Raw genomic sequence first — 19,002 nt, forward strand, 5'->3', positions numbered from 1 at the left:
ATCATGGTCGATATCAACCAGATCCCGACGCGCCGGCCGTTTCATCGCCGCCGCAAGACCTGCCCGTTCTCAGGCGCAAACGCGCCCAAGATCGACTACAAGGACGTTCGTCTGCTGCAGCGCTACATTTCCGAGCGCGGCAAGATCGTGCCCTCGCGCATCACGGCCGTCAGCCAGAAGAAGCAGCGCGAGCTCGCCAAGGCGATCAAGCGCGCTCGGTTCCTCGGCCTGCTGCCTTACGTCCTGAAGTAATTTCGACAATCGGTCATCCGGCGTCCATACGGGCACCGGATGACGGGCCTTTCGCGATCGGCGCGATCGGCGACATCGACAAACCCGAGTTGGGACAGGCGCGGCCTTTCCCTAACTGCTCAAAGCGGCAGGACAGCGATTGAAAATGAACGTCAATTCCTCTGCATTGATGGTGGGCATTCTGGCCGGTGCCGCCGCGGCGCTGCTGTCGATCAGCGCCGGCGAGCCGACCGCATTGTCGATCGTCCTTTTCGCGACGGCGACGCTTCCCATCCTGATCGCAAGTCTCGGCTGGTCGAACACCGCCGGCTTCGTGGCCGCCGCCATCGCTGGCGGGATCGTCTCGGCAGCGCTGTCGCCGCTCGCCGGCCTCACCTTCATCGCCACGACACTGGCTCCCGCCGCCTGGATCGGCCATCTTGCCAATCTCGGGCGTCCGGCCGAAGAGCTCGGCGGACCTGAGGGCGGCGTTGCCTGGTACCCGATGTCGGACATCCTCCAGCAGCTTTGCCTGCTGGTGGTCGCGGGCCTCGTCATCGTCGGCGTCGTCATGGGCTATGGCGAGGCGATGATCGCCGATGTCGTCGAACAATTCTTTGCCATCATGCAGCAACAAAGCGCCGACTTCACCGTCGGCGCCGACGAACAGGCCGCATATGAGCGCTTCTTCCTGACCGCCTTGCCGGTCGTGCAGGGCGCGCTTTGGGTGATGCTGCTGTTTGCCAGCCTCTATATCGCATTGGCGATCGTGCGGATATCCGGACGGGCACGGCGGCCCAAGGATGATCTGCCGGCCAGCCTGCGCATGTCGCGCACCAGCCTCTACATTTTCGGCGTCGGCCTAGCCGCCACCTTCTTCGGAGGCGTCGCCGGACTTATCGGCGCGGTGGTCTGCGGCGCCTTCGCGGCAGGCTTCACGCTGGCGGGGTTTGCGATCGTACACCACCGCACGCGGGGCAAACCCTGGCGCCCGCTTGTCCTGTGGGGCGCCTATCTCGCCGTGCTGCTGTTCACCTTGCCGATCGTGTTCTTCCTGATTTCCGGAATGTTCGACACGGCGCGGGCCGTCCCGGTCAGCCAGACCAAACGGCCGCCAGACAACGACAACCACTGACTGCCTCAGACAAACCGAAAGGACCAACATCATGGACGTCATTCTTCTCGAACGCATCGGCCGGCTCGGCCAGATGGGCGACACCGTCAAGGTCAAGGACGGCTATGCGCGCAACTATCTCCTGCCGCAGGGCAAGGCGCTGCGCGCCAACGACAACAACAAGAAGCGCTTCGAAGCCGAACGCTCGCAGCTCGAGGCGCGCAATGAAGAGCGCAAGTCGGAAGCGCAGACGATCGCGGACAAGCTCGAAGGCAAGAGCTTCGTCGTCGTTCGCTCGGCCGGCGAGACCGGCCAGCTCTACGGTTCGGTCGCCGCGCGCGACATCGTCGCGATCCTCGCCGAGGAAGGCTTCTCCGTCGGCCGCAACCAGGTCGAGCTCAATCAGCCGATCAAGGCCATCGGCCTGCACAAGGTCGTTCTGGCCCTGCACGGCGAAGTCAACGTCGAGATCGAGCTGAATGTGGCACGCTCCGCCGACGAAGCCGAGCGTCAGTCCGCCGGTGAAACGCTGACGTCCGCCGACGCAATCTACGGCGTCGACGATTCTCTGCCCGCTGATGGCTTCTTCGATCCAGACGCCGAGTACAACGTTGAAGACGAAGGTGCAGGCGAAGAAGAAGCCGATGCGCAGGAAGACGAAGGCGACGAAGACAAGGGCTGACTTCGCCGCATTTCAGAAAGTGCTTGCCATGGCGGCGCCGGATTCTGTCCGGCGCCGTTTTTCTATTGAAAATTCCAACAAATTGGCGAATAATTTTTGACAGTTAGCAGCGTAAAAAGGGATCGCCATGAACCCTTTGATCAAAAGTCTGGCAACACGCCTCATTTCCAGAGGCACATTGCGCATCACCGATGCCGACCGTCGCACCCAACAGTTCGGGGACGGCACGGGCCAGCCCCTTCATCTTCGCTTTAACAGCAACCACGCCGCGTGGGCCATCGCTCTCGATCCGGCGCTGAAGCTGGGCGAATGCTACATGGACGGCGAAGTCGATATGGTCGAGGGGGACATGTTTGGCCTTCTCGAACTGATCTTCATGAATGCCGGCCCTTATGCGACGAGCACTGCGCCATGGATGCGCGCGCTGAACCGATTTCGGCAAAGCACGCGGCAACTCCGCCAACTCAACACGCTCCAACGCGCGCGCCGCAACGTCCAGCACCATTACGACCTCTCCACTGCGCTTTACGATCTCTTCCTCGATGAGGACCGGCAGTATTCCTGCGCCTATTTCCGAAGGCCCGAGATGGACCTGGAGGAAGCCCAGCATGCCAAGAAGGACCATATCGCCGCAAAGCTCAATATGAAGCACCCCGGCCTCAAACTGCTCGACATCGGCTCGGGGTGGGGCGGGCTGGGGCTTTACATGGCACAAACCTTCGACGCCGACGTCACCGGCATCACGCTTTCGGACGAGCAGCATCTCTATTCGAACGACCGCATTCCCGCGCACATAAAGCGCAGTATCCGATTTCTGCTGCGCGACTTTCGCACGATCGAGGAACAATTCGACCGAATTGTTTCGGTGGGCATGTTCGAGCATGTCGGTGTTGGTAATTACGACGCCTATTTCAAAGCCTGCGCGCGGCTTTTGAGACGGGACGGCATCATGCTGCTTCATGCGATCGGCCGTGCCGACGTGCCTTCGTGGACCAACCCCTTCATTGCCCGCCACATCTTTCCCGGAGGCCATATTCCGAGCCTTTCGGAAGTTCTGCCCGCCATCGAACGCTCGGGTCTTTACGTCACCGACATCGAAATTCTGAGGCAGCATTACGCCGACACGCTTCGACACTGGCGAGAGCGGTTCATGGCACGGCGGAACGAAGCCAAGCTGCTTTATGACGAACGCTTCTGCCGGATGTGGGAGTTCTATCTCGCCGCGTCGGAATCGGCATTCCGCTGGCAGCGCCTCATGGTCTTCCAGATTCAGCTGGCTCACGATGCGGCGGCGGTGCCTGTGACGCGCGATTACATGCTGGACGACGAGCGTGACCTCGCCGCGCCGCGAGGCCAGCATCGCAGACATGCGTGCTAGACGATCCCGACCATGCGTTACCGCCAACTCCAGCGGAGCCACCGCGCTTGGCGGCGAATCAGCTACAATCGCGATCGGTCAATGCCGTCGAGCGGACGGACTCATTTTTGCGTGTGGACGGTGGGGATAAGACTCACAAGGCGTGAATGAAGGTCGCCATGGCGGGGCCACATCTGTAGCTAGGGGCCGAGATGAAGGTGGGGTGGCGGCAAAGCCGATGAACGAAGTCGTACGGAAACTGACGGAAGCAGGTAGCGCGCAGGCGCATTATCGCGAGGCGCCGAACAATATCGAAGCCGAGCAGGCGCTGCTTGGCGCCATTCTGGTCAACAACGACGCCTTTTACCGGGTATCGGACTTCCTCAAGCCGGTTCACCTCTTCGAGCCGTTGCATCGAAAGATCTACGAGGTCGCCGGCGACATCATCCGCATGGGCAAGACGGCCAATCCCGTCACCATCAAGACCTTCCTGCCGGCCGACGAGAAGGTCGGCGAGCTGACCGTTGCACAGTATCTGGCCCGCCTCGCCTCCGAAGCCGTGACGATCATCAATGCTGAGGACTACGGCCGCGCGATCTACGATCTTGCCTTGCGCCGGGCACTGATCACCATCGGCGAGGACATGGTCAACATCGCCTTCGATGCACCGCTCGACATGCCACCGCAGGGACAGATCGAGGATGCCGAGCGGCGGCTCTTCGAACTGGCGGAGACCGGACGATACGACGGCGGCTTCCAGTCGTTCAACGACGCCGTGGCGTTGGCCATTGACATGGCCGGGGCTGCCTATCAGCGCGATGGCGGCCTTTCGGGGGTCTCGACCGGCATCCATTCGCTTGACCTCAAGATGGGCGGGCTGCAGCATTCGGACCTGATCATCCTTGCCGGCCGTCCAGGCATGGGCAAGACATCTCTCGCCACCAACATCGCCTTCAACATCGCGCAAGCCTATCAGCCCGGCGAAATCATGCCGGACGGTTCGCAGAAGACGGCGAATGGCGGTGTGGTCGGTTTCTACTCGCTGGAAATGTCGGCCGAGCAGCTGGCCACACGTATCATTTCGGAACAAACGGAAATCTCGTCTTCGAAGATTCGGCGCGGCGCCATCAACGAAGCGGATTTTGAGAAGCTGGTCGCCTGCTCGCAGATGATGCAGAAGATCCCGCTCTATATCGATCAGACCGGCGGCATCTCGATCGCCCAGCTCGCGGCACGCGCGCGGCGACTGAAGCGTCAGCGCGGGCTCGATGTGCTGGTGGTCGACTACGTCCAGCTGATGACCGGTTCGAAGAAGGCCGGCGAGAACCGCGTGCAGGAAATCACCGAGATCACGACGGGGCTGAAGGCACTTGGCAAGGAATTGAATGTTCCGATCATCGCGCTGTCCCAGCTGTCGCGCCAGGTGGAAAGCCGCGAGGACAAGCGCCCGCAGCTTTCCGACCTTCGTGAATCCGGCTCGATCGAACAGGACGCGGACGTTGTGCTTTTCGTGTTCCGCGAGGAATACTATGTCCAGAATCAGGAGCCGCGGCGCTCACCCGATCAGGTCGCCAGCGACTTCAAGGATGAGCAGTATCTCGCCTGGGAAGAAAAGATGTTGAAGGTCAAAGGCATGGCCGACGTCATCATCGCCAAGCAGCGGCATGGGCCAACGGGCACCGTCACGCTGGGCTTCCAGTCGGAGTTCACCCGCTTCGCGGATCTGGCCGATTCATCCTATCTTCAGTACAGTCACGAGTGAGCGGCGTTCAGGAGATCCCGAGCGCGCTGCGGCTCACGATCGATCTTGCGGCGCTGGTCGAAAACTGGCGCTTCATGGCGCTCAGGTCGCGGCCGGCACGCACCTCCGCGGTGGTCAAGGCGAACGGCTACGGATTGGGAATCGCGCCGGTCGTGCGCGCGCTTTACCAGGCCGGCTGCCGCGACTTCTTCACCGCCACGGCGCAAGAGGGTGTCGCCGCGAGGGCCGAAGCACCGCAAGCGCGCATTTTCGTCCTCAATGGTCTTTATCCAGGGCTTGAGGTCACGCTGTCAGCGGCCGGATTGATCCCGGTTCTGGCATCCCTCGAGCAGGTGCACTCCTGGCGCGATCATTGCGCCGTGGCCGGTTCCCTGCCCTTCGCCCTTCAAGTCGATACCGGCATGAACCGGCTCGGCGTTTCCCCGGCCGAAGCATGCGCGCTGGCCGCGGAGGGGCGATGCCAGAGCCGGTTCTCCCCGGAACTGATCATGAGCCACCTGGCCTGCGCGGACGAGCCCTCGCACGCTCTGAATGCGAAACAGCTGCAATCTTTCCAGACGGTTATGGAAGGCTTTGCAGAGATCGAATCAAGCCTGTGCAATTCGGCCGGCATATTCCTCGGCCGCTCTTATGTTGGCGATCTAACACGTCCGGGGATTGCGCTTTATGGCGGAGACTGCGTTGAGGGTGTCGCCAATCCGATGAAGCCGGTGGCGAGCGCAAAGGCGCGCATCTTGCAGCTCAGGCGCGTGCCTCATGGCGGCTGTGTCAGCTACGGCGCCACGCCACTCGCGCGCGACAGCGTCATTGCCACGGCTGCGGTCGGCTACGCCGATGGTTATCTGCGCAGCCTGTCCGGGGCGGCGATACCCCTGCGCCGGCTCAGCGGCGAGCGACCGGTCGGACACCTTGCAGGCCGCCACGTGCCCATTTTCGGACGGATCACGATGGACCTGACAATGTTTGACGTCACCGATGTCGGCCCGGATGTTGCGGTCGGAGATTTCATCGAGCTGTTCGGGCACCAGCTACCGCTCGATACCGTGGCGCGAGCGGCCGGCACCATCGGGTATGAAATACTGACATCCCTCGGTGATCGATATGCCCGTCAGTACATTGAAAATTGACAATATTTTCAGTTAAACTTTAATCAATTCCGCGCATTTACCATCTATTTACTAGCGAGTTGCCGCGCCCGTTCGACCGCTCTACTTTCCCTCTCAGCATCAGCACTGCATGAGCTAGGTGAAAGGCGGCTGGACGATGTATCTTGCACATGATTTGGGGCAGTTGGCGTCCGGAACCACCATGCCGCCGGAGCCACTGCGGTCCGATCTGCGCCCCCTCGACAAGGTCGACGCTATCGAATGGCGTTGGTTGAGCGAACGCGCGGTCGAACCCAATGCCTTTCTCTCGCCGAGCCACTATCTGGCCTTGCATAGCCATGCCTCCAGGGCGAAGCCGGCAAAGGCGGTAACGGTTCGCGGTCGCGATGGAATGCTGGCCGGGATGCTGCCGCTCGTCGGCGCCTGGGCCGCACTCTTCTTGCCCATTCCCGCCCTTGTCATCGGACAGCCCTATATTCCGCTTGGAACGCCGCTGATCGGCGGGGACGATACCGTCGCCATTGCAGGAGCGATGATCGACATGGCGCGCGAGGCTGGCGTTGCAATGATCGCCCTGCCCTTGGTGCGAAGCGACGGCCCAGTCGCAAAGGCGTTCGGCGAAGCTCTTGCCGCGCGGGGCATGCGCGCCACACGGCGCAATCTCCACCAGCGCGCCGCACTTTCCGCCAAGGGCGACAGCGAAAATTACCTGCGCGGGGGTCTCGGCGCGAAGAAACTCAAGGAACTGCGTCGCCAGCGCCATCGCCTGGAGGATCAGGGCACGGTTGAGTGGCGTGTGTCACGCACGCCCGCCGAACTCGATGACGCGCTGGAGCGCTTCCTGACTCTCGAAGCGAGCGGTTGGAAGGGCGACACAGGCACCGCGCTCGGCCGAAACGATGGCGATGCCGCCTACATCCGGTCGGCCTGCAAGGCGTTCGGCGCCGAGGGGCGCCTGGAGATCTGCGAATTGCTGCTGGAAGAGAAGCCGGTCGCATCGGGCATCGTCTTTCGCTCGGCCGACCACGCCTTCTTCTTCAAGACCGCTTACGACGAAGACCACATGCGCATGTCGCCAGGGGTTCAACTGACGGTGGAACTGACGCGTCACCTCATGGCCGATCCGCAGGTTCGCCTCACCGATTCCGTGGCGATCGCCGACCACCCGATGATCGATCATATCTGGAAGGATCGCATCGACATCTGTGATCTCTATCTGCCGACGCGCAAGGGCATCGTTCCACGCATATGCATGGCGGCCTTCGACACGCGCGGTCTCTTGAAGCGGGCCGCCAAGGCCGCGCTTTCCATTCTGTCTTCAAGCCGCCAAGTTCACGGGAGAACAGCGCGATGACCGGCACGCTTCACGTTCAGAATCAAGAATTTCGCAGCCACTTTCCCGCGCGTCCCTTCCGGATCGCGCATTCACTCGCCGCGGACCCGAGGCTGACGCTTCCCGCCATTCTGGAACTGGTGCAACAGCTGCCCGGCGACCGAATCGAATACAATTCCGGCAAGGTCGGCATCACGCAGGACCCCTCGACCACGCCACTCGTCGACCTGTCTCCGGATGCGGTGATCGCCCGGATCGAGACGGCGGGCGCCTGGATGGTGCTGAAGCGCATCGAATGTCTGCCGGCCTATCGTGCGCTTCTTGAGGAGGGCCTTCTGTCCGTTGCCCGCGCTCGGGGCCATTCCAGCATCATGGCCGCCGGCTTTTCAGACATCCAGGGTTTCCTCTTCGTCTCGTCGCCTGACTCCACGACGCCTTTCCATGTCGATGGCGAGGACAATTTCTTTGTCCAGATCCACGGCGACAAGCAGTTCAACGTCTACGACAACGAGGATCGCGCCATCGTTTCGGAAGACCAGATCGAGCACGCGCTGACGCAGCACCGCAACATGACGTTCGATCCCGCTTATGAGGATCGCGGCATGCACAATCATCTCGAACCCGGCGACGGCCTGTTCATCCCCTATCTCTGGCCGCATTACGTAAAGACAAAAGGCAGCTATTCGATCTCGCTGGCGATTACGTGGAAGAGCAAGGCGGTGCGGCGGCGCAACCATCTTTACGTCGCCAATTCGATGCTGCGGCGGCGGGGCCTGCCCCAGAAGGCGCCTGGCGTCCATCGCGTATGGGACGAGGTGAAAATCCTTGCGATGCAGATGGCCGCCGCGACAGTGGATCCGCTGCGCCGATCGGAACGGTTGCGCAAGGCCATCCGCGGCCTCATCCTCGGCAAGGGTGCGAACTACTACTACCGTGACAGGGGGCCCGAGGCCGGCAAGGTCTGACGGTTCGGCGCGTTCTTCACGCCAACACGAAATCGAACCGCGCGAGCAAGCCGTCAGCTGCCTCGCTCATGTCCATCACAAGGCGGGCATCGAAGATGCCGTCGGATCGATTGGCGGGATCGCCGGGGAAATAGAGCTGGGTTGTCAGCAGGCTGGCAGCTTCATTGCCCACCTTGACGTGAAAGTGCCGTGTGCGGCCGGGATAGAGGCCGGGAACGATCGTCTCGAAGATGTAGCGACCGTTCGCGTCGCTCACCTGGTGGCCGCGAAACCGGTAGGTCTCGTTGTCATACCTGCCAGCGTCGTCGGCATGCCAGAGATCGACGTTGATGCCGCTGAGCGGCCGGCAGGCGGTGTCGACCACAAAACCATGGAGCGCAACCGGGCGACCGGCCCCGTCCGCGCGAAAATTCCGCTTCTGCGGCGTGACGGGCGTGAAGAACGGACCCTCCGTCTGGGCCGGCGTGACCGCATCCGTTTCGCCGCAGCCCGGTGTCGGCGCAAGACCCTGCGCCTCGACCCTGCCGGCCGCGATCAGAATGGGGGCAGACAACCAGGCTTCGAGAAACGTGCGGCGGGAAATGTACGGGGGCACGGCGTTTCTCCTCAATGACTGCATGGGCGCGCCCTGTCGCTCGCCCGTTTGCCTATGCTAGTCGAAAGAAGCCGATTCCGCAGCCTTCTCCGAAAGACCGACAGACATGGCCAAACCCCGCACCCAATTCGTCTGCCAGAACTGCGGGACCGTTCACACGCGCTGGGCCGGCCGCTGCGACGGGTGCGGGGAATGGAACACCATCATCGAGGATGATCCTCAGGCCGGCATTGGCGGCGGTCCAGGCCGTTCCCCGAAGAAAGGGCGCCCGGTCGCACTCACTTCACTTTCGGGCGAGATCGAGGAGGCACCGCGAATCCCGACCGGCATGAACGAGCTCGATCGCGCCACCGGCGGCGGCTTCGTGCGAGGCTCGGCCCTGCTCATTGGCGGCGATCCGGGTATCGGCAAGTCGACGATGCTGATGCAGGCCGCAGCGGCGCTGTCGCGCGGCGGTCACCGTATCATCTATGTCTCCGGCGAAGAGGCGGTGGCACAGGTGCGGTTGCGGGCCCAGCGCCTCGGGGCAGCCGATACCGACGTCCTGCTTGCCGCGGAAACCAATGTCGAGGACATCCTCGCAACGCTCTCGGAAGGCAAGCGTCCCGATCTGGTCATCATCGATTCCATCCAGACCCTTTGGAGTGATCTGGCCGAAAGCGCGCCGGGCACGGTGACCCAGGTGCGTGTCGGGGTGCAGGCGCTGATCCGATTCGCCAAACAGACCGGCGCCACGGTGGTGCTGGTCGGTCACGTCACCAAGGACGGACAGATCGCCGGTCCAAGGGTGGTCGAGCACATGGTCGACGCGGTGCTTTATTTCGAAGGCGATCGCGGACACCACTATCGCATCCTGCGCACGGTCAAGAACCGCTTCGGCCCGACCGATGAGATCGGCGTGTTCGAGATGTCCGACAAGGGGCTGCGCGAAGTGGCAAATCCATCCGAACTCTTTCTCGGCGAGCGAAACGAGAAATCGCCCGGAGCGGCGGTCTTCGCCGGCATGGAGGGGACGCGCCCGATCCTAGTGGAAGTGCAAGCGCTGGTTGCCCCCTCACCGCTGGGCACGCCGCGACGCGCCGTCGTCGGGTGGGATTCAGCGCGACTGTCGATGATACTGGCCGTGCTGGAGGCGCATTGCGGTGTCCGTCTGGCTCAGCACGACGTCTATCTCAATATCGCCGGCGGATACCGGATCAGCGAGCCGGCCGCCGACCTGGCCGTCGCTTCGGCCCTCGTTTCATCGCTGGCCGGCCTTGCCCTTCCGGCCGATTGCGTCTATTTCGGCGAAATCAGCCTCTCGGGTGCCGTGCGGCCAGTGGCCCATACCGCTCAGCGCCTTAAAGAAGCCGAAAAACTGGGGTTTCAGCGGGCCGTTCTGCCGTCAGCGTCAGCCGACATGCCGGCGCGCACGACGAAGAGCTTGACTGAGGTGGAGGCGCTGGCCGATCTGGTCGTTCAGATCGCGGGGGCCAAGGCCACACAAGGATCAGACGACGACGCTTAGGTGCCAAGCGCGTCTTCGTCACGACAACAACGCGGCGACCCGCGCGGCGCTCCTGGAGTAGCAATCGCATGCCAATTACCATTCTCGACGGAATCCTGATCGGGATAACCCTGTTTTCCGCCGTCTTGGCAATGGTGCGCGGCTTTTCCCGCGAGGTTCTTTCGGTCGCGTCATGGATCGCAGCCGCCTTCGCGGCCTATACGTTCTATCCGCTGCTCGTACCGTTCGCCTCCGACTACACGACGAGCGCAACGGTCGCGACGATCGGATCGGCCGCCGTCATCTTTCTCGTGGCGCTCATCATCGTTTCCTTCATCACGATGCGCATCGCTGATTTCATCATCGACAGCCGCATCGGCGCGCTCGACCGGACGCTCGGATTCGTCTTCGGCGCTGCGCGCGGCGTGCTGCTGGTGGTCGTTGGCATGCTCTTCTTCAATTGGCTCGTCGACGAGCCGCGCCAGCCGCCATGGGTGACCGAGGCGAAATCGAAGCCGCTGCTCGACCAGCTTGGTGACCAGCTCGTCAACATGTTGCCGGAAGATGCAGACGCCACCATCCTCGACCGGCTGCGCGGCGGCAGCGCCGGCGAAGCCGAAGGCCAGGAGGCTACGCCCGCCGACCCAGGTGCCGCCGGCAACTAGGACAAAGACGACCTGATGGCGCGGGGGAGCCCCCGCGTTGTCGCATCGACGATGCACCCGCCCCGTATAAGGGGCAAAACACACAAAGGCCGAAGCCATGGCAGACTTGTCTGCAGCGACCGTTCAGCCAGACCAATCGGAATCCGATGCCTTCCGCGACGAATGCGGCGTCTTCGGGATATTCGGCAAGCCGGAGGCCTCCGCCGTTGTCACGCTCGGGCTGCACGCCCTCCAACACCGCGGACAGGAGGCGGCCGGTATCGTCGCCTATGACGGGCGGCAGTTCTTCATAGAGCGCCATGTCGGATTGATCGGCGATACGTTCACGAAGCAATCGGTGATCGATCGGCTCCAAGGCAATCGCGCAATCGGTCATACGCGCTACTCCACGACGGGCGGCGAAGGTCTGCGTAACGTTCAGCCATTCTTCGCCGAGTTCGCGGGCGGCGGATTTGCCGTTGCGCACAACGGCAACATCACCAATGCCATGACGTTGCAGAAGCAGTTGCAGAAGCGCGGTGCCATCTTCTCATCCACGTCCGACACCGAAACGATCCTTCACCTGATCGCGGTATCGAGCGGCACGCAGCTCATCGACAAGTTCATCGACGCGATCACGCAGCTCGAAGGCGCGTTTTCGCTTGTCGGCCTCTCGGAAAAGAAGATGATCGGGGCGCGCGATCCACTTGGCATCCGGCCACTGGTCATCGGCGATCTCGACGGCGCCTATATCCTTGCGTCGGAGACCTGCGCGCTGGACATCATCGGTGCCCGCTTCGTGCGCGACGTCAAGCCCGGCGAGGTCGTCGTGGTGACGGAGAAAGGCATCGAAAGCCATTTCCCCTTCGAGAAGAGCCGGCCCCGGTTCTGCATTTTCGAGTATGTCTATTTCGCCCGCCCCGATTCCATGATCGAGGGTCGCAATGTGTACGAGGCGCGAAAGCGGATCGGTGAGGAACTTGCTGCGGAAAGCCCGATCGAAGCCGATGTCGTCGTTCCGGTTCCCGATTCCGGCGTGCCCGCGGCGATCGGCTTCGCGCAGGGCTCCGGTATTCCCTTCGAACTCGGCATCATCCGCAATCACTATGTCGGTCGCACGTTCATCCAGCCCACGGCCGCGATCCGCCACATGGGCGTCAAGCTGAAGCACAATGCCAACAAGCGGATGCTGGAAGGCAAGCGCGTGATCCTCGTTGACGATTCGATCGTGCGCGGAACCACGTCACAGAAGATCGTCCAGATGGTGCGCGAGGCCGGAGCGCGCGAGGTACACATGCGCATCGCTTCGCCGCCGACGATGTCGTCATGCTTTTATGGCGTTGACACACCGGAGAAGGCCAAACTGCTTGCATCGCGCATGTCGATCGAGGAGATGGCCGAGTTCATCCGCGTGGATTCGCTCGCCTTTCTTTCGATCGACGGGCTTTACCGCGCCGTCGCCGAACCCGGTCGCAACGCCGAAGCGCCGCAGTTCTGCGATGCCTGCTTCACGGGCGATTACCCGACGCGGCTGACCGACCAGGATGCGGTCGACAACGTGCGCACGCTGTCGCTGCTCGCCAACAACGGATAAGGACCCTTCATGTTCGACCTTTCGGGCCGCACCGCGCTGGTGACCGGCGCCTCTCGCGGCATTGGCTATTTCATCGCGCTGGAACTGGCCAGACGCGGGGCGCATATCATCGCTGTCGCGCGCACGGTCGGAGGGCTTGAGGATCTGGATGACGACATCAAGGCCGTGGGCGCCAGCGCAACGCTCGTCCCCCTCGATCTGACCGACATGAAAGCAATCGATGCACTCGGCGGCTCCATCCACGAGCGGTGGGGCAAGCTTGACGTGCTCGTCGCAAATGCTGGAGTGCTCGGCACGATTTCGCCGATCGGCCACATCAAGGCAAAGGATTTCGAGAAAGTGATGACGCTCAACGTCAACGCCACCTGGCGGTTGATGCGCAGCGTGGAGCCGCTCATCCGTGCGTCTGATGCCGGCCGGGCCATCTTCCTGTCATCGGGCGTTGCCCATTCCTGCCGGCCGTTCTGGGGCGGCTATGCCGCATCGAAGGCCGCGATCGAGGCGCTGGCGCGCATATGGGCCAACGAACTCGTCAACACCGCGGTTCGCATCAACTGCGTCAACCCGGGCGCCACTCGCACGGCGATGCGGGCGCAGGCCGTTCCAGGCGAGAATCCCGATACCCTGCCCGATCCACGGGACGTCGCGGCAAAGATCATCAAACTCGCAGACCCGGCGTTGACGGAAACCGGGATGCTATACGACGTACGCGAAGATCGGATGCTGCGATACCGCGAGCCCGAATAGGCGCCCGGCAGCACCCTGAATGATCAACCCGCGTCCATCCGGCGCGGGTTTTTTCATTTGACGATCAAGGCAATGCGATTTTCGAAGCAGCAGCGGCGACCTATGCCGTTGCAATATATTCTCGTTCGATATATGTAATGTCAGCATATAGCGAACGAATATATAGGGACGCATGAATGTGTCCCGGACAGGGGTTATCCGGCCAGATGAACATCCGCACTCTTTGCCTCACCATTCTGAATTTCGGCGATGCGACGGGCTATGAAATCAAGAAAATGGCGACGGAGTCGCGCTTTTCCTATTTCATCGATGCCAGCTATGGCTCGATCTATCCGGCCCTGACACGCCTTGAGAAGGATGGCTGCGTCACCGCCCGTGAGGAAAGGGAGGCCGGCAAGCCGGCGCGCAAGGTCTATTCGATCACCGAAAAGGGACATGGCGAGCTTTGCGACTGGCTGTCGTCGCCGCCAAAGCCGGATGTCTTCAAATCGGAATTCCTGCTGATCGCCATGTGCGCCGACATGCTCGACGAGGAAACGTTGACGCGCGCAATCGACGTTCGCGTCAAGCAGCTGGAAGCTGAGCTCACCCAGATCCGCGAGGCGTCGACCTGCACCGAGCACGCCGGCACGAACTGGATCGCCGACTACGGCAAGGCCTGCATGAGCTTCAATCTCGACTACCTGAAACAGCGCCGAAACGAATTGCAGGCCCTTGCGCGGGATACCTCCCAATCCGCGCAGGCCGCTGAATGACAGGAGTGCCGTCATGGCCTTTCGGATTCGTGGATCCCACATCGCCGCGATGGTTTTCGCCGGCGCCGTCATCGGGTGGATGGCAACCGGCGACGTAATGATCGGCGGACAGGCTGATTCCGCTGAGGCAACGCCGCCGCCAGCAGAACGGCAGGCCAGCGAGGATGCGATCTTCAAGGTTCGCTATGCCACGCTCCAGCCCGAAGAGCGGGTCGACGCCCTCACGCTGCGCGGGCGCACCGCGGCCGACACGATCGTGTCCGTGCGGGCTGAAACGACCGGCACGGTGCGCGAGCGGCTGGTCGACAAGGGTGATGCTGTCAAGGCCGGCGACCTCGTCTGCCGGCTCGATCAGGGCACCCGCGAAAGCGCGCTTGCCCAGGCAGAGGCCGCGCTGACCCAGGCGCAGTTCGACTTCGACGCGAACGAGCAGTTGCAGCAGCGCGGCTTTGCCTCCTCCACCCAGCTCAACGCGTTGCGGGCGGCCCGCGACAGTGCCAAGGCCGAACTCGACGCGGCCCGGCAGGAACTGGAGCGGACGCAGATCAAGGCAACGACCGATGGGATCGTGCAGGATCCGATCGTGGAAGTTGGCGACAATCTCGCCACGGGCGACGTTTGCGTTACGCTGATCGATACGGACCCGATGCTCTTCATCGGCCAGGTTTCGGAACGGCGCGTGGGGGCACTCACCACCGGGGATTCGGCGACGGTGACGCTCGTCTCTGGCGAAACGCGTGACGGAACGATCCGTTATGTGGCCCGCTCGGCGGACCCGCAGACCCGGACATTCATGATCGAAATCGCTATCGAGAATTCGGATGGCAAGCTGCGTGACGGGATCACGGCCTCAGCGCGAATTCCGCTTGAGAGCGCGCCCGCCTATCGCGTGAAGTCGTCGTGGCTGACGCTGGCCGACGACGGCACGATCGGCCTGCGCGCCATCGGCAAGGACGATGAGGTGGAATTCGTACCGGTCGAGATCCAGGCCCAGACCAGCGAAGGTGTATGGCTGACCGGGCTGGAGCCCGGAATGCGGGTGATCACGGTCGGGCAGGATTATGTCGAGAGCGGCCAGACCGTTCAGCCGGTCCGCGCTGACAGCGAAGCAGGCGAAGCCGCTGAGGCCGCATCGTACGAGGCGCGGTCATGATCAACGCCCTCGATGCGATTCTGGAACGACCGAAGACGGTCGTCGCCTTGATGCTCGTCATGATCGTCGCGGGGATCATGGCCTACGTCAACGTGCCCAAGGAAGCCAACCCGGACGTCGATGTTCCGGTCTATTTCGTCAACATCCCCCAGCAGGGCATTTCACCCCGCGACGCCGAGCGTCTTTTGGTGCGCCCTATGGAAACGGCCCTGCGCGGTATTGACGGGCTGAAGGAGCTCACGGCGATCGCGTCGGAGGGCAATGCGACGATCGTCCTGGAATTCACCGTCGATACGGAAAAGGAAATCGTTCTCGCGGATATTCGCGACAAGGTGGACCAGGCCGCTGCAGAACTGCCGGAAGACGCGGACGAGCCGGTGGTCAGCGAAACGAGCTTCGCTCTGATGCCCACCATCGTCGTCACGCTTTCCGGCCAGGTGCCCGAGCGCACGCTGACGACGCTCGCACAGGGGCTGGCCGACGAACTGGAATCGATCTCCACGGTGCGCGAAGCCAATATCAGCGGCGATCGCGAGGAATTGCTGGAGGTCGAGCTCGATCTGATGCGGCTGGAGTCCTACGACATCACGCAGGACGAGCTTCTCAACGCGCTCAATCGCAACAATCAGCTTGTGCCCGCCGGCTTTCTCGACAATGGCGAAGGACGCTTCAACGTCAAGCTTCCCGGCCTTATCGAAACGGCAGAAGACGTCTATTCGATCGCGATCAAGCAGAACGAGGAAGGCGTCGTCACGCTTGGCGATGTCGCCGAGATCAAACGCACATACAAGGAGCCGTCCTCCTTCACCCGCGTCAACGGCAATCCGGCGATCTCAATCGACGTCGTCAAGCGAAACGGCACCAACATCATCTCGAACAATGATGAGGTGCGGACAGTCGTCGAGGCCTATACGCGCGAATGGCCGGAAACGGTGAAGGTCGATTATCTGCTCGATCAATCCTCCTTCATCTACGAAGTTCTGGGTTCGCTGGAATCGTCGATCCTGACTGCCATCGTGCTCGTCATGATCTGTGTCGTCGCCTCGCTCGGCATCCGTTCCGGGCTTCTGGTCGGCCTGGCGATTCCGACCTCGTTCATGATCGCCTTCATGATCGTCGGCGCGCTCGGCATGGTCGCGAACATGATGGTCATGTTCGGCCTGGTGCTCACGGTGGGCATGCTGGTCGACTCGGCCATCGTCGTGACCGAGTATGCCGACCGGAAGATCGCCGAGGGGATGCACCCGGACGAGGCATACAAGCGCTCCGCGCGGCTGATGTTCTGGCCGGTGGTCTCCTCGACCGCGACCACGCTCGCTGCATTTCTGCCGCTGCTCTTGTGGCCCGGCGTGCCCGGCGAGTTCATGGCGTATCTGCCGCGCATGGTGATCATCGTGCTGTCGGCATCCCTGCTGACGGCCTTGATCTTCCTTCCAGTGACGGGCGCGCTGATCGCACGGCTGGCGGCCGCCATCTCGCGTCATGGCGCATCGTTCTTCGGCCTCGTTGCGGCAGGCTGCGTCGCGGCTGCCTATCATTTCGGGCCGGGCCAGGCCGTCGGCGCCGGGGTCGGTCTCGTTACCGCTGCGATTTTCGGTATCGTTTTCCTCGGAGCGGCGTGGCTCTTCCGCCTGGTGGCCTCGCGCCGACGTCCCGCCGTTCATGAACCCGACGCGCAAGCCGTCATGCTTTCGGCGGGCTCCAAGCTCGAAATCCATCGTATCACCGGCTTAACCGGCGTTTACGCCCGTTTCCTCAACCTTGTCGCCGGAAATCTGGTGGGCAACGTCGCCGTCATCGTCGCCATCATCGGCCTCACCATCGGCACCTTCATGTATTTCGGCGAGAACAATGCTGGCGTGGAGTTCTTCATCGAAGAAGAACCGGATGTTGCCATCGTGCTTGTCTCAGCGCGCGGCAATCTGTCGGCTAACGACATCCGCGATCTGGTCGGCGAAGTCGAAGCCGAGGTTCTGCAGGTCGAAGGCGTGGACAACGTCGTGATGAAAGCGACTGCGCCAGGCGGTGGTGCCGGGGCAAGCAGTCCGCTCGGCGGCGTGCAGGACAAGCCGGCCGATGCCATCGGCGAGCTGCAGATCGAACTGGCGGACTATTGCTGCCGCCGCCGCGCCAGCGAAATCTTCGAGGACATCCGCGTGCGGACGGCCGATCTCGGCGGCATCAAGGTGGAGGTCCGCAAGATCGAGGGCGGTCCGCCGACCGGCAAGGATCTTCGCCTCGAAGTGAAGTCGACCAATTACGACACGATGGTCGAAACCGTCGGACGCATCCGCGAGCATGTCGATACGATCGATATCTTCACTGACCAGGAGGATGGTCGCCCCCTGCCCGGCATCGAATGGCAGTTGACTGTCGATCGCGAACAGGCCGGACGATACAACGCCAGCATTCAGGAAGTCGGCGGAATGATCCAGCTCGTCACCAATGGCGTGCTGATCGGAAAGTACAGGCCCGACGATTCCGATGACGAGGTGGAAATCCGTGCGCGTCTGCCGGAAGAGCAGCGAACGCTTGACCAGTTCGAGGCTCTGAAGCTGAGAACGGCCAACGGGCAGGTTCCGCTTTCCAACTTCATCACCCGAACCGCCGAGCAGAAGGTCTCGTCGATCACCCGGCGCGACGGTCTCTACGCCATGGACATCAAGGCAAGCCTTGTCGAGGGCGCTCAGTATCAGGGACGCGCGGCGACTGCCGATGACGGCGTGCGCATCGTGGACGAGTGGCTTGAGGCACAGGAATGGCCGGAGAACGTGCAACTGACATTCCGCGGCGCGGATGAAGAGCAAAAGGAATCGGAGGCGTTTCTCGGGCGGGCCGCACTCGGCGCGCTGTTCATGATGTTCATCATCCTGTTGACCCAGTTCAACTCGTTCTACCAAACGTTTCTGACGCTCTCGACGGTGATCATGGCGATCACCGGCGTTCTGACCGGCATGCTGGTCACGGGGCAGACCTTCTCGATCATCATGACCGGGACCGGCGTCGTCGCGCTTGCCGGTATCGTGGTCAACAATGCCATCATCCTGATCGACACCTTCAACCGTCTCAAGGAAGAAGGCGTCACAGACATGCGCGAAGCGGTGATCAAAACGGCTGCGCAGCGTCTTCGGCCGATCATGCTGACAACCGGCACGACGATCCTGGGCCTCGTGCCGATGGCACTTCAGATCAATATGGATTTCTTCTCGCAGACGATCGTGGTGGGCGGAATTACCGCGATCTGGTGGGTCCAGCTTTCCACGGCGATTATTTCGGGCCTGGCGTTCTCGACGCTGCTCACGCTGGTGTTCATACCGGTCATGCTGGCCCTGCCCTCAAATGTCGGGCGCACCTGGCGGGCCGCCGGCTCTTTGACCCGGCATGTCCGGCGCACGCCGGAAGCGGCGGCTCAACCGCCCGAGCGCGAGAAGGAAGACGACGCACCGATCCATCATCACCGCGAGGCGGCGGAATGAGC

General features: G+C 62.3%; 16 protein-coding genes. 15 read left to right on the plus strand and 1 reads right to left on the minus strand.

Annotation, left to right across the window (positions count from 1 at the left end):
- Positions 1–3: 3 nt before the first annotated feature.
- The 8 genes from rpsR to CN673_RS11000 all read left to right on the plus strand — a co-directional run bounded on the left by rpsR (position 4) and on the right by CN673_RS11000 (position 8,550).
- A complete protein-coding gene (gene rpsR / locus CN673_RS10965; protein ID WP_007196805.1) occupies positions 4–252 on the plus strand; it encodes a 30S ribosomal protein S18 in 249 nt (82 codons plus the stop codon).
- Between the two features lie 145 nt (positions 253–397).
- Positions 398–1,366, plus strand: coding sequence for a DUF2232 domain-containing protein (locus CN673_RS10970; RefSeq protein ID WP_099866306.1), 969 nt, complete (start codon positions 398–400; stop codon positions 1,364–1,366).
- A 31-nt stretch (positions 1,367–1,397) separates the two neighbouring features.
- On the plus strand, positions 1,398–2,027 hold the full coding sequence (gene rplI, locus CN673_RS10975; protein ID WP_099866307.1) for a 50S ribosomal protein L9: 630 nt from the start codon (positions 1,398–1,400) through the stop codon (positions 2,025–2,027).
- A 127-nt stretch (positions 2,028–2,154) separates the two neighbouring features.
- Complete coding sequence (locus CN673_RS10980; RefSeq protein WP_099866308.1) at positions 2,155–3,405, plus strand: cyclopropane fatty acid synthase; 1,251 nt, start codon at positions 2,155–2,157, stop codon at positions 3,403–3,405.
- Positions 3,406–3,622: 217 nt separating this feature from the next.
- Positions 3,623–5,146 carry a replicative DNA helicase gene (locus tag CN673_RS10985; RefSeq protein ID WP_099866309.1) on the plus strand — a complete coding sequence of 508 codons (1,524 nt, stop codon included), beginning with the start codon at positions 3,623–3,625 and terminating at the stop codon, positions 5,144–5,146.
- Positions 5,143–6,273: an alanine racemase gene (gene alr / locus CN673_RS10990; protein WP_245409861.1), complete on the plus strand. Its 1,131-nt coding sequence runs from the start codon at positions 5,143–5,145 to the stop codon at positions 6,271–6,273. The genes CN673_RS10985 and alr overlap by 4 nt, the downstream gene beginning before the upstream one ends.
- A gap of 136 nt (positions 6,274–6,409) precedes the next feature.
- Positions 6,410–7,606, plus strand: coding sequence for a GNAT family N-acetyltransferase (locus tag CN673_RS10995; protein WP_099866310.1), 1,197 nt, complete (start codon positions 6,410–6,412; stop codon positions 7,604–7,606).
- Positions 7,603–8,550, plus strand: a complete 948-nt coding sequence (locus CN673_RS11000; protein ID WP_099866311.1) for a cupin-like domain-containing protein — start codon at positions 7,603–7,605, stop codon at positions 8,548–8,550. Before CN673_RS10995 ends, CN673_RS11000 begins: the two co-directional genes overlap by 4 nt.
- 16 nt (positions 8,551–8,566) lie before the next feature.
- Here the strand turns inward: CN673_RS11000 and CN673_RS11005 are convergent, their stop codons facing one another.
- Positions 8,567–9,145 carry a dioxygenase family protein gene (locus CN673_RS11005; RefSeq protein ID WP_245409862.1) on the minus strand — a complete coding sequence of 193 codons (579 nt, stop codon included), beginning with the start codon at positions 9,143–9,145 and terminating at the stop codon, positions 8,567–8,569.
- Positions 9,146–9,251: 106 nt separating this feature from the next.
- Between CN673_RS11005 and radA the strand changes: the two genes are divergently transcribed.
- The 7 genes from radA to CN673_RS11040 all read left to right on the plus strand — a co-directional run bounded on the left by radA (position 9,252) and on the right by CN673_RS11040 (position 19,000).
- Positions 9,252–10,652: a DNA repair protein RadA gene (gene radA / locus CN673_RS11010; RefSeq protein ID WP_099866313.1), complete on the plus strand. Its 1,401-nt coding sequence runs from the start codon at positions 9,252–9,254 to the stop codon at positions 10,650–10,652.
- Positions 10,653–10,720: 68 nt separating this feature from the next.
- Positions 10,721–11,296: a CvpA family protein gene (locus CN673_RS11015; RefSeq protein WP_099866314.1), complete on the plus strand. Its 576-nt coding sequence runs from the start codon at positions 10,721–10,723 to the stop codon at positions 11,294–11,296.
- A 97-nt stretch (positions 11,297–11,393) separates the two neighbouring features.
- Positions 11,394–12,869 (plus strand): amidophosphoribosyltransferase, encoded by a 1,476-nt coding sequence (gene purF, locus CN673_RS11020; RefSeq protein WP_099866315.1) that lies wholly within the window; start codon positions 11,394–11,396, stop codon positions 12,867–12,869.
- 9 nt (positions 12,870–12,878) lie between these two features.
- Positions 12,879–13,616, plus strand: coding sequence for an SDR family NAD(P)-dependent oxidoreductase (locus CN673_RS11025; protein ID WP_099866316.1), 738 nt, complete (start codon positions 12,879–12,881; stop codon positions 13,614–13,616).
- Between the two features lie 206 nt (positions 13,617–13,822).
- Positions 13,823–14,371: a PadR family transcriptional regulator gene (locus CN673_RS11030; protein WP_099866317.1), complete on the plus strand. Its 549-nt coding sequence runs from the start codon at positions 13,823–13,825 to the stop codon at positions 14,369–14,371.
- A 13-nt stretch (positions 14,372–14,384) separates the two neighbouring features.
- Complete coding sequence (locus tag CN673_RS11035; RefSeq protein WP_099866318.1) at positions 14,385–15,524, plus strand: efflux RND transporter periplasmic adaptor subunit; 1,140 nt, start codon at positions 14,385–14,387, stop codon at positions 15,522–15,524.
- A complete protein-coding gene (locus tag CN673_RS11040) occupies positions 15,521–19,000 on the plus strand; it encodes an efflux RND transporter permease subunit (protein WP_099866319.1) in 3,480 nt (1,159 codons plus the stop codon). Before CN673_RS11035 ends, CN673_RS11040 begins: the two co-directional genes overlap by 4 nt.
- The last annotated feature ends 2 nt before the right edge of the window (positions 19,001–19,002 follow it).

Origin of the sequence: Neopararhizobium haloflavum, from assembly GCF_002750855.1 — a bacterium.
Lineage (GTDB): Bacteria > Pseudomonadota > Alphaproteobacteria > Rhizobiales > Rhizobiaceae > Georhizobium > Georhizobium haloflavum.